We start from the raw sequence: 14700 nt of genomic DNA on the forward strand, positions 1-14700 counted from the left end.
CCGGTACATCAGAAAAACCCTGATATCTGGCCTTTCACTTGGGGAATAGGATGAGGCCATCGCATCTGGTCTTATCCGTGAGAGGGAAAAATGGACGTCATCCAAAGCTTGCTGCACTACGGTAGCTACGCCGTGGCTTTCTATGCACTTTATCTGGTGGCGGGCGCGCTGGCGTTCGGCCTCTACATCTGGTTGCGCGTCTATCGCCAGCCGGAGCTCAAGCCCGTGCCGGTGCGCGTGCGCCGCAACCTGCGCGACTCGGATACACCGCTGCGCTGATACCGGCTGTTCAGCTATGCACGCAAGGGGCTGGATTCGATGAATCCGGCCCCTTTGCTTTGGGCTTGGGCTGTGGGCCTCAGAACAATTCCTGCTGCGGCGAGGTGAGCGCGGCAAAGCTGTCGCCCACGAACACCAGGATGGCGTCGGCCACCGGCGCCAGCTGGCGCTCCAGGTAATGACCGTAGTCGATGGCGGCGCTGCGCTTTTCCAGCGGTTCGGGGCCGGCGGTGGTCATCACATAGGTGATCCAGCCGCCCTGCTGGTATTGCAGCGGACGGCCGTCATCCTGGTTGACCTGATCGGCCATGCGCGCGGCGCGCACATGGGGCGGCACGTTCTTTTCGTAATGGTCGAGCTGGCGGCGCAGGCGCTTGCGGTAGACCAGCAGTTCATCGAGCCGTCCGGCCAGGAGCTCGGCCACGTACGACCTCACGTAATCCCGATACGTTTCGCCCCGGAAGATGCGCAGGTACAGCTCCTGCTGGAAGCGCTGGGCCAGCGGCGTCCAGTCGGTGCGCACCGTCTCCAGTCCCTTGTAGGTCACCTTATCCTCGCCCTCGGCGGTGCGGACGTAACCGGCGTAGCGCTTCTTGCTGCCAGTGTCCGAACCCCGCACCGTGGGCATGAGGAAGCGCTGGTAATGCACCTCGTACTGCAGCTCCAGCGCGCTCTCCAGCCCATATTGCTGGCGCAGGTGGAGGCGCCACCAGTCGTTGATGCGACTGGTCAGCGCCAGGCCGATGCTGCGCGCCTCTTCGTCGCTGTGGGCGCTGCGCAGCCAGACGAAGGTGGAATCGGTATCGCCATAGATGACTTCATAGCCCTGCTCTTCGATCAGTTCGCGGGTGCGATGCATGATCTCGTGGCCGCGCCGGGTGATCGACGAAGCCAGCCGTGAATCGAAGAAACGGCAGCCGGTCGAGCCCAGCACGCCGTAGAAGGAATTCATGATGATCTTCAGCGCCTGTTGCAAGGCCTTGTTGCCCTGCGCCTTGGCCTGTTCGCGGGCCTGCCAGATCTGTTCGATGATGGCCGGCAGGCTGTGGCTGCGACGCGAGAAGCGCGCCCCATTGAAGCCGGGCACGGTCTGCGCCTCGCTTTCATTGAGGGTGCCGTCAACCAGCCCGGCCGGGTCGATCAGGAAGCTGCGGATGATGCTGGGGTACAGGCTCTTGTAGTCCAGCACGATGACCGAATCGTACAGGCCCGAGCGCGAATCCATCACGAAGCCCCCCGGACTGGCCAGCGCCTCGGCGTCGCCCAGGTTGGGAGCGACGTAGCCCTTGCGGTGCAATTGCGGCAGATACAGATGGGTGAAGGCCGCCACCGAGCCGCCGCTGCGGTCGGCCGGCAGACCGGTCACGCTGGCGCGCTCCAGCAGGAAGGAGAGGATGTCGGTGACGGCGAAGATACGCGTGACCAGTTCGCAATCCTTGAGGTTGTAGGTCGCCAGGGCCGCCCGGTCCTCGGCGAACATGCGGTCGATCTCGTCCATGCGCTGGTAAGGCGTGGCGATGGCCTTGCCCTCGCCCAGCAGCGTCTGCGCCACATTCTCGAGGCTGAAGGAAGGGAAGTTCCAGAAGGCCGAACGCAGGCTCTCGATGCCGTCGATGACCAGCCGTCCCGGTGCGCTGACCAGCAGATGGCCGGCGCGCAGGCCGTGCTTGCGCCATTCCAGCGGCTGCGCGGCGCGGCCCGGCAGCAGGCGGGTCTGGTACTGGTCGGCCTGCTTCTGCAAGACGTTGAGATCGAACTGGATCAGGTTCCAGCCAATGATGACGTCGGGGTCGTGGCGGGCCATCCAGGCATTGAGCGCTTCGATCAGCTCGCGCCGCGAATCGCAGAAGTGCAGCGCGAAATCCACCGCCTGCACCGCCCCGCTGGCCGGCGCCAGGGTATAGACAGTGCGCTGGCCGCAACCCTCGATGGCAATCGAATAGAGCTCGCCCTGCCAGCTGGTCTCGATGTCCAGCGAGGCCAGTCGCAACGGTGGGCGATAGCCCGGCAAGGGCCGCAGGCGCGCCTGGCCCAGCACGCCCTGACCATCGTCCACGCCGCCGAAGGCCACCGGCGCATTGATGAAACGCTCCATCAGGTAGCGCTCGGGCGGGCGGATGTCGGCCTCGTAGACGCTGATCCCGGCGGCCACCAACTGCTTTTCCAGCCGCAGCAACTGGCGATAGTGACGGGCGTACAGTCCCATCACCGGGCGCTGGCTGAAATCCTTGAGCGCTTCCAGGGGCTTGAGCTCGACCCCGGCCACACCCCGCAACAGGTCTTGCACGCGCGCCTGCTCGCTTTGCGGCACGAAGGCCACTGCCTGCTGCGGCGGCAGGCGCAGGCATTGCGCGCCAGTATCGGTGGCCAGCCAGAGCTCGATTTCCACACCGGCCGGCGTGTCGCGCCAGTGCCGCGTGAGAATGAAGCCGGCGCGCTCGCCGGGGCGCAGGTCCAGCTGCTGGGAAGGCTCCTGCATGGGAAGGACAGTAGTCGTTTGCTTGTTCAAGAGCGCGATTCTACTTGGATGCGCCAGGGTCTGCGTGGCCCGGATGTTAAGAACGCCGAACACACTTTTGCAGGTGCAAAGATTTTAAAAAAATTCCGGTTCTTATCCGCGTTTTGTCCGCGCACCCCCAGTGCCATGCTCACGCCCATCGCTTTCTCGCAATACGGATGGTATCGCCATGCAAACTCTTGCCCGCTACTCGGCCCTGTTCACCTTCACCGCCTTGTCTGCGCTGGCCTGGCACTCCACGCGAGCGGCCAGTTTCGATTGCGCCAAGGCCGGCTCGTCCAATGAAAAGATGATCTGCGCCGACGCGCAGTTGTCCGCCCTGGACGACCGCCTCGGCGCGCTGTTTCGCCAGGCGCGCGCAAGCGCCTCCGACAAGCGGGCCCTGCGCGCCGATGCCGACCAGCACTGGCGCTGGCGCGAGCAGCATTGCCACGACCGCAGTTGCCTGCTGGCGTGGTACCAGCGCCGCAGCATTGAACTGCAGGCGCAGGCAAACGCCGCTTCAGCTTCGGACCCGGTGCCGGCCCTGGCCCACCGCGCTCCCAAGGACGCTGCGCTGGCAGTGAACCGTCCCGAGGCAGCGGTGCTCACGCAGTCACCGCTGCAACTGGGGCTCAACCCATCCCAGCTGGCCGCCATTGCGCCACCGGGCGCCTCACCGTGGCCGCATTATGTGCGGGTGGAACGCGGCCAGTACTTCTATGAAGATCCGCAGACGCCCGAGCGCCAGCTGGTGGGCGTGCGCTATTACGGCATGGAGCACGGCCAGTACATCCTCGAAGCCGTGCGCGGCCAGACCGTGCTGCGCTACACCTGCAGCGACGATTGCAGCTACATCGGCCAGTTGAGCCTGCCCGGCGATGTCGAGAAGGACACCGTCATCGTCAGCAATGACCGCCACTCCCTGCCCGCGCTCATCGTCAGCGACGCCATGAACGGCCTGCTGGCGCCCTCGATGACGCGCTGAACCTCAGGCTCAGACCACCACCTCGCGCGGGCTGCGGCGCTGCGCCAGTTCCATCAGACGGCGCAGCGCATTGACCAGCTCGAAGCGGCTGCGCGAACGCCCCAGCGAAATGCGGATGCAAGCCCCCTGCCCACCGCTGTCCGCGCCCGGTTCGCGGCCCTCTGGCGGCACCGCGAAACTGCTCTGCGACACCACGTTGAGCCCGGCCTGGCGCGCCTTGAGCACGAATTCCTGACCCTGCCAGTGGGCCGGCAGCGCCTTCCACAGGTGGATGCCGCCGCCCGCCGAGAGCCCTGCTCCGCCCAGCGTACGCAAGGCCAGTTCATGGCGCGCCCAGGCTTCGCTGCGGATGCCCTCCAACAGGGTCGCTGCGGTACCGTCATGTATCCATTGGGTGGACAAGGCCGTCATCAGTGGCGTGGACATCAGCACGAACGAGCGCAAGGCGCCCAGCACCTCTTCCTGCGCCTGCCGCTCCGGCATGAGCACATAGGCCGTACGCAAGCCCGGCAAGAGACACTTGGACAAGGTCGAGACATAGAACACATGCCCCGGCGCATAGTGCGCCAGCGGCCTGGGCGCATGGGCGGCAAAGCGCCAGTAGGGATCATCCTCGATGATGCGCAGGTCCAGCCGCGTGGCCAGCGCCGCGATCTCGGCCCGGCGCGTGGCCGGCATGGTGCGGGTGGTGGGGTTCTGCAGCGTCGGGTTGAGATAGACCAGGCGCGCCTGGTGCCGCCGCGCCATGGTCATGAGCAGATCGGGGCGCATGCCTTCGTCATCCACATCCACCGCCATCACGCGCCGGCCCAGGTGGGCCGCCACCGTCAAGAGGCCGGGATAGGCCAGCGGTTCGGCCAGGATCACCTCGCCCGGCCGGGTCTGCGACAGCACCAGCGCCGCCAGCGCCGACTGCGCGCCCGGGCAGGCCAGCACCCGCGCCTCATCCACCGGCCCCAGCATGGCTTGCATCCACATCGCCCCGGCAGCGCGGTCGGCGCTGCTGCCGCCGCCCAGGTGATAGGTCATCAGCAGGTCAGCGTCGCTGTGGATCAGCACTTGCGACATCCCCTGGCGCAGCAGGTCATTCAAATCGATGCCGGCCGGCGGCGGCGGGATGTTCATCGACAGGTCGATCAACTGGCTCAGGTCCACCTTGGGCGCGGCCACGAAGGTGCCAGCCGAGCCGCGCGCCTCCAGCAGATGGCGACGGCGCGCTTCGCCATAGGCGCGCGTGACCGTGGTGAGGTCGACCTGCAGGTACTCGGCCAGTTGCCGCTGCGGCGGCAGGCGGTCGCCGGGGCGCAGCCGTTCGTCGGAGATGGCCTGCTCCATGAAGCCGACGATCTGCAGATAGCGCGGCCCGTCATTGGCGGCAAAACGGCCTACCCAGGCCAGGGAAAGTGCGGATGGGTCCACGTGGATACCGGAGAGTGAGTGCGTTGCGCTGACGCTTGTATGGATGTTATCTGGATTGTTGCTCCCATACGTGAATGCTAGTATGGATTTGCAGTAAACACAAATCCATACAAGCTCATTCACCTCCATTCGTCTCCATTCACCTCCATACAACCCTCATGGCCAATTTCCTCTTGATCCACGGCGCCTGGCAAGGCAAATGGGTGTGGCCGGCCGTCTCGGCCGAGCTGACCATGCGCGGCCACGAAGTCCACAGCATCGACCTGCCCGGCAGCGGCGCGGACACTACGCCGCTGGACCAGGTCACCCTGTCCCTGTACGCGGACGCCATCGTGAAGGCCATCAAGGCCATCGGCAAACGCGTCACGCTGGTGGGCCACAGCATGGGCGGGATCGCCGTCACTGCCGCCGCCGAGCGGGCCGCCGACAGCCTGGCGCGCATCATCTACCTGTGCGCCTACGTGCCGGTCAACGGCGACTCGCTGAGCGCGCTGTCCGACCTCGCGCCTGCGCGCCTGCCCTCGCCGGTGGCGCTGGGGCACGACGCCCTCGCCGCCCTCGCCTCAGATACGCAGCCATCCGCTCGGGTGGAGACCTTCATGCAGGACGCCCCTTACGCCGTGGCCCACTGGGCCGCGCCGCAGTTCCGTGCGCAAGCCATGGCGCCGATGACCACACCGGTGCAAGTGTCCGAGCAAGCCTATGGCAAGCTGCCCAAGAGCTACATCGTCTGCACCCGCGACCGCGCCATCGATCCGGTCCTGCAAAGGGTGATGGCGGCCCGCTCCGGCTGCAGCCGCATCAAGGAGCTGGCCAGCGACCATTCGCCTTTCCTGTCACGCCCTACCGAGACGGCGGAGATGCTGCACCGGATGGTCACCGAGCTATAACGAGCTGTAGCGGGCGCTAGCCAGCCCTCGCCCATTCCCGCGCATCTTCACCGGCAGGAATGCGCATGGGGGCCTTGGGGTCGTTGGCAGCCTGCCAGACCGCCTCGGCCACGTCCTCGGCATAGGTCAGTTGGGTGGCCGCCTGGAAATTCTCGAAGACCTGCGCCGCCAGCGCGGCATAGGGCTCGGGCACCGACGCTGCCATGCGCGCCCGGGCATTCTCGGCAAAGCGCGTCTGCGGCGAGCGCCCCGGCAAGACCAGGCGGACCTGCACGCCCAGCGGGGCCAGTTCCAGCGCCAGCGATTCGGTAAAGGCATTGATGGCGGCCTTGCTGGCGGTGTAGACCGCCAGCAGCGGCAGCGCGCGCAAGGTCACCGAGGAGGTCACATTGATCACCAGACCCTGTCCACGGGCGCGCATCTGCGGGATGAAGGCCTGGGTCATGGCGATGCTGCCCAGGGTATTGGTCTCGAAGAGCTCGCGCACCTGCGCCATCGGCTGCGCTTCCAGCGCGCCCAGGTTGCCGATGCCGGCATTGTTGACCAGCACATCGACGGGACCGGCGGCCTCGACGGCGGCCTGGATGCTGTGGGCATCGGCCACATCCAGGGGCAGGATGCGCAGATGCGGCGAGGCCGGCAGCAGGTCGTGACGCGGCGTGCGCATGGTGGCGATGACCTTCCAGTCACGTTGCAGGAAGTAGCGGGCGATTTCCAGGCCGAAGCCGGACGAACAGCCGGTAATGAAAATGGTCTTCATGGGGAGCATCCTTGTGTGGGGGTGAGAACAAGGCCCAGCATAGCGGGGACGATCCGGACTTGCTACAATCGAACGTCCACATTTCATTGGCCATCGTCCAGCCATGTCTGAACCCACCGATCCCCTTGCCGAAGTCGTCACCCTGCTCCAGCCCGCCGCCCGCTACACCAAGTACGTGCAAGGCAGCGGCGCGTGGCGGGTGCAACGTTCCCGACCGGAACTGGCCTTCTACTGCGCCGTGCTGGACGGCAGTTGCCGCCTCGAGCCCGCCGCGGGCCCGGCGATCCTGCTGGAAGCAGGGGATTTCGTGCTGGCGCCGGCTTTGCATGGATTTGCATTGACCAGCTTGCATACAAACGATGCTACCCTGCTTGACGAGAGCAATCCGCCACCGTTGTTGCCAGACGGCCGCTATCACCTGGGTACGCCGGAAGGTCCGGCGGAAGTGCAACTGGTGGCAGGTCATTGCGTCTTCGAGTCGCCCGATTCGGTGCTGCTGGTGTCCTTGTTGCCTGACCTGGTCGTGGTGCGCGCCCATACAAGGCTGGCCACGCTGGTGCAGCTGGTGGGAGATGAATCGCGCGCCCAGCGACCGGCGCGTGAGGTGGTGCTGGCGCGGCTGCTGGAAGTGCTGCTGATCGAAGCCCTGCGCTCCAGCAACGATCCCACGGTCGCTGCCTCGCCCGGCCTGCTGCGCGGACTGGCCGATGTGCGGCTGGCCCAGGCGATCCGCGCCCTGCATGCGCAGCCGGCGCAGGACTGGAACGTGCCGCGCCTGGCGCGGGTGGCGGCCTTGTCGCGCTCGTCCTTCTTCGAGCGGTTCCGCCGCGAAGTCGGACTCACGCCCATGGATTACCTCTTGGCCTGGCGCATGGCGCTGGCCAAGCGCCTGCTGCTGCGCGCCGACGGCAGCATCGCGGAAGTGGCGCTCCAGGTGGGTTACAGCTCGGCCTCCACCTTCAGCGTGGCCTTCAGCCGCCATGTCGGCCTGCCGCCCTCGCAGTTCGTGCAACAACAGCGCCGCCGGCAGCCCGAAGCTGCCCAGACCACCCAAGCCGCCTGAACCGCGCCTCAGCCCGCCACAAAGCCCACCCGCTCCATGGTGCCGATGTGCATGCTCAGCAATTGCACGGCACGGTCGATCTTGCGCTCCTTGAGGGCCTCGATGATGAGGGCGTGGTCGTGGTCGGAACGGGGCTGCCAGCCGCGCTTGAAGCCGGTCGAGAACAGGTAGCGCGAATTGGTCAGCTGCAGTTGCTTCAACACCGCCAAGAGGCGCGGCATGCCGCATTCGCTGGAGAGGATGTCGTGGAACAGGTTGTTGGCGGCGTCCCACTCCACCAGCGAGCCGGCGGCGGCGCAGGCGGCATGGGCCTGTTCCAGGCGCGCGATGTGCTCGGCGCCGAACTTGCGGGCGCTGTGGCGCAGCGCCAGGATTTCCAGTGAACCGCGCATCTCGGCGTTTTCCTTCACGGTGGCCCGGTCCACCATCGTCACACGCACCCCGCGACGGGGCAAAGTCAGCACCAATCCCTCCGCCTCCAGTTGTCGGAATGCTTCCCGCACGGGGACATGGCTGGACTGGAATTCCTGGGCCACATGATCCTGCCGCAGCGCCGCCCCGCCTGCGATTTCGCCCCGGATGATACGCAGGCGCAAGACCTCGGCAATGCGATCTACGGTGCTGGAAGGGGCGTTGTTGAGCTCGCTCATTTATAGATAATCTATAAAAAAAGAAATTGTTAAAAGAATTTGGCCGAAGATAGAATCCGCCGGAACGAAATTCTAAGCCTTTTCCCTCACGTTCTGGATTTTATCGATGAGCCACTGCCCTTCCGCCCCAGCCGGCCAGACCAGCGCGCCGCTGCATTTCCACCGTCCCGCCAACGCCGCCAACGCCGCCCACTCCACCCGCGCGGACGACGCACGCCGTGACGCGGTGGCGGCGCTGTTCGAACTGCCCTTCCTCGATCTGCTGTACCAGGCCCAGACCGTGCATCGCCAGCACCATCCGGCCAACCAGGTGCAGCTCTCCAGCCTCTTGTCGATCAAGACCGGCGGCTGCGCCGAAGATTGCGGCTACTGCGCGCAATCGGCCCATCACAAGGAGGCCGGGGTGCCGGCGGGCAAGCTCATGGCCGTCGACGAGGTGGTGCAGGCTGCCCGCGCCGCCCGCGACCAGGGCGCCACGCGCTTCTGCATGGGCGCGGCCTGGCGCAATCCCAAGGAGCGCGACATGCCTGCGCTCACCGAGATGGTCAGCCAGGTGCGCGCATTGGGCCTGGAAACCTGCATGACCCTGGGCATGCTGGAACAGGCCCAGGCCGAGGCCTTGAAAGAGGCCGGCCTGGACTATTACAACCACAACCTCGATACCGCCCCGGACTTCTACGGCCAGGTCATCTCCACCCGCAGCTACCAGGACCGCCTCGATACGCTGGAGCGCGTGCATCTGGCGGGATTGAGCGTCTGCTGCGGCGGCATCATCGGCATGGGCGAGAGCCGCGCCCAGCGCGCCGGCCTCATCGCCCAGCTGGCGGCGCTGCCAGTGCCGCCGCAATCGGTGCCGATCAACCATCTGGTGCCGATTGCCGGCACGCCCCTGCAAGACGTGCCGGCCCTGGATGAATTCGAATTCGTGCGCACCGTCGCGGTGGCCCGCATCGCCCTGCCCCACGCAGTGATCCGCTTGTCGGCCGGGCGTGAAAGCATGAGCGATGCGACCCAGGCGCTGTGCTTTGCCGCCGGCGCCAACTCCATCTTCCTGGGCAGCAAGCTGCTGACCACACCGAACGCGCCGGTGTCCTCGGACCTGGACCTGCTGGCGCGCCTGGGCCTGCAGGCCACCGCTGCCAGCGCCTGATGGCAGTGCAGTGGAGCACCGCGCATTGCGGCGGGGCCTGGGTCATCAGCGGTCATGAGCAAGTGGCGGCGGCGCTGCGCGATCCGCGTTTTTCGGTGCGGCGGGCGGCGCGCTGGATCAACAGCGGCCTTGGCGGCAAGCAGGCCGACAGCGCCGCTGAGCGGCGTTTCAAGCGGCTGTTCTCGCGCTCGCTGCTGTTCCTGGATGGGCGCGCGCATCGCCGCCTGCGCGGTGTGCTCAATCCCGGCTTCAAGCCAGCCCAGTTGGCCCTGCAAGCCCCGGCCATCGAAGCGCTCGCCCAGCAGTTGATCGACGACATCCTGCGCGACCCGCAGTCCCCTCATGGATTCGACTTCATCAGCCGCTTTGCGCGCCCCCTGCCGGCATTGGTCATCGCCCGGCTGATGGGCCTGCCCGGTGCAGTGCCGCCGGCCTTCATCGATTGGGCCGCCGATCTGGCGGCCTTCATCGGCAGTCCCACGCCCGACGCCGCCCAGACCCTGGCGGCGCAACACGCGATGCAGGCCCTGTGCGACTTCTTCAGCAGCACGCTGGAGCAGGAGCAGGGACAGGCGCTGCCGCCGCACAGCCTGCTGGCGCAATTGCTGCAGGCCCGCCAGCAAGGGCAGATCAACCAGGTCGAACTGCTGGCCCAATGCAGCACCCTGCTCTTCGCCGGCTACGAGACCACGCGCAACCTGCTGGGCAATGGCCTGCTGGCGCTGCTGCGCCATCCTGAGCAATGGCGGCTGCTCAAGTCCGAGCCGCACTGGCTGCGCAGCGCCATCCGCGAGATGCTGCGCCACGACAGCCCGGTGCAATACACTGGCCGCCGCCTGCTGGCGCCGGTGCAGCTGGACGGCCAGACCCTGGCGCGCGGTGACCTGGCCATCCTGCACATCGGGCTGGCCAATCACGATGCCAAGCGTTATCACCAGCCGCAGGACTTCGACATCCGCCGCGATCAGGGCATGCACTTGTCCTTTGGCCAGGGACCGCATGTCTGCCTGGGCGCGGCATTGACGCAAATGGAAGCCGAGATCGCCTTCACCGCGCTCATGCGCCGCCTGCCCACCCTGGCGCTGGACACGGCGGCGCCGGTCTGGCAGGACAATCCCGCCTACCGGGCGCTGGCCCGCCTGCCGGTGGTATTCACAAGGAATCATCATGCATGACTTTCACCAACAACTCGATGAACTGGCGCGCCAGAGCCTGCTGCGCACCCGGCGCACCGTCAGCAGTGCGCAAGGCCCGCTATTGACGGTAGAGGCGCGTCCCTACCTGTCCTTTTGCAGCAATGATTACCTGGGGCTGGCCAATCACCCTGCCATCACCGCAGCCGCCGTGACCGCGCTGGGCCAATACGGCATGGGCGCGGCAGCCTCGGCCCTGATCAGCGGCCACAGCGCTGCGCACGAGACGCTGGAACGCGCGCTGGCCGAATTTACGGGCCTGCCGGCAGCGCTGGGTTTTGGCAGTGGCTACATGGCCAATATGGGCGTCATCGGCGCATTGGTCGGCGCGGGCGACACCGTCGTGGTGGATCGCCTCAGCCACGCTTCGCTGATCGATGGCGCGCGTTTGTCCGGGGCCAGCCTGAAGGTGTTCCCCCACAACGACACCCAGCGCCTGGACCATGTGCTGGCCCGCTGCGGCAGTGGCCGCAAGCTGGTGGTGACCGACGCCGTCTTCAGCATGGATGGCGATCAGGCGCCGCTGTCCGAACTGGCCGAGATCTGCGCGCGCCATGGCGCCTGGCTGCTGGTCGATGACGCCCACGGCTTTGGCGTGCTGGGGCCGCAGGGGCGCGGCAGCCTGGCCCATGCCGGCGTGCGCGCCCCGCATGTACTGTGCATGGGGACGCTGGGCAAGGCGGCCGGTGTGGCCGGTGCTTTCGTGGCCGGTGAGCGGGACCTGCTTGCATGGATCATGCAGCGCGCCCGTACCTACATGTTCAGCACTGCCCATCCGCCAGCGCTGGCGGCGGCGGCTACCGCCAGCCTGGCCGTGATCGCGGCCGATGAATGGCGTCGCACCCACCTGCGCGCCCTGGTGGCCCAGCTGCGCAAGGGACTGGCCGGGCTGTCGTGGCAACTGCTGCCTTCGCAGACGCCCATCCAGCCCCTCATCATCGGCGACAATGCCCGCGCCCGCGCCTTGATGCAGCAACTGCGCGAGCAAGGGATCTGGGTGCCGGCGATCTGTCCGCCCACCGTGCCCAGGATGACGGCGCGACTGCGTATCAGCCTGTCGGCGCTGCATACGCAGGAACAGGTGGCGCAGCTGATCGAGGCGCTGGTGCAGGCCGAGCAGGTGGCGGCATGAGCGGCTCGGCCTCGTCTGCGCTGGTGGCGCGCAGCCTGCGCAGCGTCTGGCATCCCTGCACCCAGATGCGCCGTCATGAAAGCGCGCCGCCGATCGCCATCACGCGCGCCCACGGCCTCTGGCTGCATGACAGCGACGGCCGGCGCTATCTGGACGCCATCAGTTCCTGGTGGGTCAACCTGTTCGGCCACACCAATACGCGCATCAATGCCGCCCTGGTCGAACAGCTGGGCCAGCTGGAACACGCCATGCTGGCCGGCTTCACCCATGAGCCGGTGGTGGCGCTGTCCGAGCAGCTGGCGGCGCTGACCGGGCAGGCGCTGGGACATTGCTTCTACGCCTCCGATGGCGCCTCGGCGGTGGAGATCGCGCTGAAGATGAGCGTGCATGCCTGGCGCAATGGCGGTCAGCCCGACAAGAACGAATTCATCTGCATCGCCGGCGGCTACCACGGCGAGACCGTGGGCGCGCTGGGCGTCACCGATACGCCCCTGTTCCGCTCCGCCTATGAAAGCCTGCTGCGTCCGGCCCATGTGGCGGCCTCCCCCGATGCGCGCCAGGCTGCCCCCGGCGAGAGCGCAGAAGAAGTGGCCGCGCGGGCGCTGGACGATGTGGAACGTATCCTGCAGCAGCGCCAGGGACGCATCGCCGCCCTCATCGTGGAACCGCTGGTGCAGTGCGCCGCCGGTATGGCCATGCATGATCCGGGTTACGTACGCGGCCTGCGCAGCCTGTGCGACCGCTATGGCGCCCACCTGATCGCTGACGAGATCGCCGTCGGCTGCGGGCGCACCGGCAGCTTCTTTGCCTGCGAACAGGCGGGCGTCTGGCCCGACCTGCTGTGCCTGTCCAAGGGCATCAGCGGCGGCTACCTGCCCTTGTCGCTGGTGATGAGCAGCGAGGCTATCTACCAAGCCTTCTATGACGACGATGTGCGGCGCGGCTTCCTGCATTCGCACTCCTACACGGGCAATCCGCTGGCCTGCCGCGCCGCCCTGGCCACGCTGGCCATCTTTGCCGAGGACGCCGTGCTGGAACGCAATCGCGCCTTCGCCCCGGTGCTGGCGGCGGCCTTGCAGCCGCTGGCGCAGGACCCGCGCGTGCGTCACGTGCGCCAGCGCGGCATGATCTGGGCCTACGACGCCGTGCTGGAGGGCTCGGCGGCGGCAACCACGGCCTTCTCGCGCCGGATGGCGGCCGAAGCGGCGCAGCGCGAAGTGCTGGTGCGCCCCATCGGCGCCAGCCTCTACCTGATGCCGCCCTATCTGCTCGATGAAGAACAGGCTCACTGGCTGGGACGCCAGTTGCACGCCGCCTTCGCCGCCACGATGGAGGCCCTGTGAACACGGCGGCGGATCGTCCGGATCGTCCGCATCGCGCCAGGCACAAGGGCATCTTCGTCACCGGCACCGACACCGGCGTGGGCAAGACCCTGGTGGCTTCGGCGCTGGTGCATCTGCATGCAGCGCATGGGCTGCGCTGCGTGGGCATGAAGCCGGTGGCCTCCGGCGCCTTCCATGATGGCCAGCGCTGGTGCAACGAGGATGTGCTGGCGCTGCAGGCGCAGGCCAATGTGCAGGTCCCGCCGCACTGGGTCAATCCCTACCTGCTGCGGCGGGCGACGGCCCCGCATATCGCTGCGGCCGAGGAAGGCGTGACCATCGAGCTGGAACACCTGGCGGCCTGCCATGGCCATCTCGCTGCGGCCAGCGACTGCGTGATCGTCGAGGGTGCGGGCGGCCTCATGGTGCCACTGGATGCGAGGCACAATACCGACGACCTGGTGGCCAGGCTGGGGTTGCCGGTGGTGCTGGTGGTGGGGATGCGGCTGGGGTGCATCAACCATGCCCTCCTGACGCAACAGGCCATCGCAGCGCGGGGTCTGCCACTGCTCGGATGGGTCGCCAACGAGATCGATCCGGCAGAGGCTTGTATGGACGCCATGGTAGAGAGCCTGCAGGCAAGATTGCACGCGCCCTTGCTTGGCAGGTTGCCCTGGCAGCCAGGGATGAGCGCACAAGAGGCCGCTGCCCGCCTGTCCAGCGCGGCGCTGATCGACACGGCCGGCTAGCTGGCGGCGTCCAGCCGGCGTAATGCGCCGGGTGCTTCATGCGTACTGGTGAGGTGCTTGTTGTAGACGGTGCGATAGCTGGCCAGTCCCAGTTCGGCCATGGAGTTGGACAACGCGACCAGTTGGCCGACCGTCTCTTCCGAATAGAGCGCATCGACTTCATTGATGTCGAGCCAATGCCGGATGCGCGGCTCACCGGCAAAGACAAAATCGCTCAGCTGTGCCGAGTGGCCGCGCAGGATGGCCGCTTCAGCCGTGGGGCTGTTGGCCAGGATGCCATCGACCTGGGCCACCAGCTGGTGCAGGCTCTTGCCGCTGCCGTGCGTCATGAAGCGCTGCAGCTCCTCGGCGCTGGCGCAGTACCACAGCCAGAGGGCGTTGAAGACGGTCGCGATCTGCTCGCGCACCAGGGCAAAGGCCGAGGCGTTGACGGGCATCTCGTGACGCAACAGGATGCCGATGGCGCAGTGATGCTGCTGGGCCACCGTGAGGCAGCCGATGACGGCGCAGGCGCGCGGGTCATCGGGCAGTGGCTGGCCGTTGAATTCGGCGCAGATGCGATAGGCCAGGGAGTGCGCCCTGGCCAGCAGGTGTTCCAGTTCCATGGT

14 protein-coding genes are annotated in these 14700 nt (G+C 66.9%); 9 read left to right on the top strand and 5 right to left on the bottom strand.

The genetic code is table 11. From position 1 onward, the window contains the following. The first annotated feature begins 90 nt into the window (after positions 1-90). Positions 91-279: a hypothetical protein gene (locus ACP92_RS12165; RefSeq protein ID WP_041310749.1), complete on the top strand. Its 189-nt coding sequence runs from the start codon at positions 91-93 to the stop codon at positions 277-279. A gap of 79 nt (positions 280-358) precedes the next feature. Here the strand turns inward: ACP92_RS12165 and ACP92_RS12170 are convergent, their stop codons facing one another. Continuing rightward, positions 359-2758, bottom strand: a complete 2400-nt coding sequence (locus ACP92_RS12170) for a DNA polymerase II (RefSeq protein ID WP_041310751.1) — start codon at positions 2756-2758, stop codon at positions 359-361. Positions 2759-2966: 208 nt separating this feature from the next. Here ACP92_RS12170 and ACP92_RS12175 point away from each other — a divergent pair, with 208 nt between their 5' ends. Then, complete coding sequence (locus ACP92_RS12175) at positions 2967-3764, top strand: lysozyme inhibitor LprI family protein (protein WP_013234419.1); 798 nt, start codon at positions 2967-2969, stop codon at positions 3762-3764. Between the two features lie 9 nt (positions 3765-3773). Here the strand turns inward: ACP92_RS12175 and ACP92_RS12180 are convergent, their stop codons facing one another. Beyond that, a complete protein-coding gene (locus ACP92_RS12180; protein ID WP_269147529.1) occupies positions 3774-5183 on the bottom strand; it encodes an aminotransferase-like domain-containing protein in 1410 nt (469 codons plus the stop codon). A gap of 158 nt (positions 5184-5341) precedes the next feature. Here ACP92_RS12180 and ACP92_RS12185 point away from each other — a divergent pair, with 158 nt between their 5' ends. Next, positions 5342-6073, top strand: a complete 732-nt coding sequence (locus tag ACP92_RS12185) for an alpha/beta fold hydrolase (protein WP_013234421.1) — start codon at positions 5342-5344, stop codon at positions 6071-6073. 16 nt (positions 6074-6089) lie between these two features. Here the strand turns inward: ACP92_RS12185 and ACP92_RS12190 are convergent, their stop codons facing one another. Further along, the gene (locus ACP92_RS12190) at positions 6090-6833 is read right to left on the bottom strand and encodes an SDR family oxidoreductase (protein WP_013234422.1); all 744 of its coding nucleotides are present in this window, start codon (positions 6831-6833) and stop codon (positions 6090-6092) included. A gap of 103 nt (positions 6834-6936) precedes the next feature. Here ACP92_RS12190 and ACP92_RS12195 point away from each other — a divergent pair, with 103 nt between their 5' ends. After that, positions 6937-7896, top strand: coding sequence for an AraC family transcriptional regulator (locus ACP92_RS12195; RefSeq protein ID WP_013234423.1), 960 nt, complete (start codon positions 6937-6939; stop codon positions 7894-7896). A gap of 8 nt (positions 7897-7904) precedes the next feature. Here ACP92_RS12195 and ACP92_RS12200 read toward each other — a convergent pair whose 3' ends face one another. Further along, positions 7905-8546, bottom strand: a complete 642-nt coding sequence (locus tag ACP92_RS12200; RefSeq protein ID WP_013234424.1) for a GntR family transcriptional regulator — start codon at positions 8544-8546, stop codon at positions 7905-7907. A gap of 106 nt (positions 8547-8652) precedes the next feature. Between ACP92_RS12200 and bioB the strand changes: the two genes are divergently transcribed. The 5 genes from bioB to bioD are packed head-to-tail and all read left to right on the top strand — an operon-like array spanning position 8653 to position 14092. Next, on the top strand, positions 8653-9696 hold the full coding sequence (gene bioB / locus ACP92_RS12205) for a biotin synthase BioB (RefSeq protein WP_013234425.1): 1044 nt from the start codon (positions 8653-8655) through the stop codon (positions 9694-9696). Continuing rightward, positions 9696-10871, top strand: a complete 1176-nt coding sequence (locus ACP92_RS12210; protein ID WP_013234426.1) for a cytochrome P450 — start codon at positions 9696-9698, stop codon at positions 10869-10871. The genes bioB and ACP92_RS12210 overlap by 1 nt, the downstream gene beginning before the upstream one ends. Beyond that, positions 10864-12021 carry an 8-amino-7-oxononanoate synthase gene (gene bioF, locus ACP92_RS12215; protein WP_013234427.1) on the top strand — a complete coding sequence of 386 codons (1158 nt, stop codon included), beginning with the start codon at positions 10864-10866 and terminating at the stop codon, positions 12019-12021. Before ACP92_RS12210 ends, bioF begins: the two co-directional genes overlap by 8 nt. Further along, on the top strand, positions 12018-13364 hold the full coding sequence (gene bioA, locus ACP92_RS12220) for an adenosylmethionine--8-amino-7-oxononanoate transaminase (RefSeq protein WP_013234428.1): 1347 nt from the start codon (positions 12018-12020) through the stop codon (positions 13362-13364). The genes bioF and bioA overlap by 4 nt, the downstream gene beginning before the upstream one ends. Then, positions 13361-14092: a dethiobiotin synthase gene (gene bioD / locus ACP92_RS12225; protein WP_013234429.1), complete on the top strand. Its 732-nt coding sequence runs from the start codon at positions 13361-13363 to the stop codon at positions 14090-14092. The genes bioA and bioD overlap by 4 nt, the downstream gene beginning before the upstream one ends. Here the strand turns inward: bioD and ACP92_RS12230 are convergent. Further along, positions 14089-14697 (bottom strand): DUF6988 family protein, encoded by a 609-nt coding sequence (locus ACP92_RS12230; protein ID WP_048348559.1) that lies wholly within the window; start codon positions 14695-14697, stop codon positions 14089-14091. The two genes, bioD and ACP92_RS12230, sit on opposite strands and share 4 nt — an antisense overlap. Positions 14698-14700 lie beyond the last annotated feature (3 nt).

This window comes from Herbaspirillum seropedicae, from assembly GCF_001040945.1.
Lineage (GTDB): Bacteria > Pseudomonadota > Gammaproteobacteria > Burkholderiales > Burkholderiaceae_D > Herbaspirillum > Herbaspirillum seropedicae.

Excerpts from the sequence above, each read along its gene's own strand:
- ACP92_RS12230 (WP_048348559.1), bottom strand. The coding sequence starts at position 14,697 with ATGGAACTGGAACACCTGCTGGCCAGGGCGCACTCCCTGGCCTATCGC.
- ACP92_RS12175 (WP_013234419.1), top strand. The coding sequence starts at position 2,967 with ATGCAAACTCTTGCCCGCTACTCGGCCCTGTTCACCTTCACCGCCTTG.
- ACP92_RS12185 (WP_013234421.1), top strand. The coding sequence starts at position 5,342 with ATGGCCAATTTCCTCTTGATCCACGGCGCCTGGCAAGGCAAATGGGTG.
- ACP92_RS12195 (WP_013234423.1), top strand. The coding sequence starts at position 6,937 with ATGTCTGAACCCACCGATCCCCTTGCCGAAGTCGTCACCCTGCTCCAG.
- ACP92_RS12165 (WP_041310749.1), top strand. The coding sequence starts at position 91 with ATGGACGTCATCCAAAGCTTGCTGCACTACGGTAGCTACGCCGTGGCT.
- ACP92_RS12200 (WP_013234424.1), bottom strand. The coding sequence starts at position 8,546 with ATGAGCGAGCTCAACAACGCCCCTTCCAGCACCGTAGATCGCATTGCC.
- bioA (WP_013234428.1), top strand. The coding sequence starts at position 12,018 with ATGAGCGGCTCGGCCTCGTCTGCGCTGGTGGCGCGCAGCCTGCGCAGC.
- ACP92_RS12170 (WP_041310751.1), bottom strand. The coding sequence starts at position 2,758 with ATGCAGGAGCCTTCCCAGCAGCTGGACCTGCGCCCCGGCGAGCGCGCC.
- ACP92_RS12190 (WP_013234422.1), bottom strand. The coding sequence starts at position 6,833 with ATGAAGACCATTTTCATTACCGGCTGTTCGTCCGGCTTCGGCCTGGAA.
- bioF (WP_013234427.1), top strand. The coding sequence starts at position 10,864 with ATGCATGACTTTCACCAACAACTCGATGAACTGGCGCGCCAGAGCCTG.
- ACP92_RS12210 (WP_013234426.1), top strand. The coding sequence starts at position 9,696 with ATGGCAGTGCAGTGGAGCACCGCGCATTGCGGCGGGGCCTGGGTCATC.
- bioB (WP_013234425.1), top strand. The coding sequence starts at position 8,653 with ATGAGCCACTGCCCTTCCGCCCCAGCCGGCCAGACCAGCGCGCCGCTG.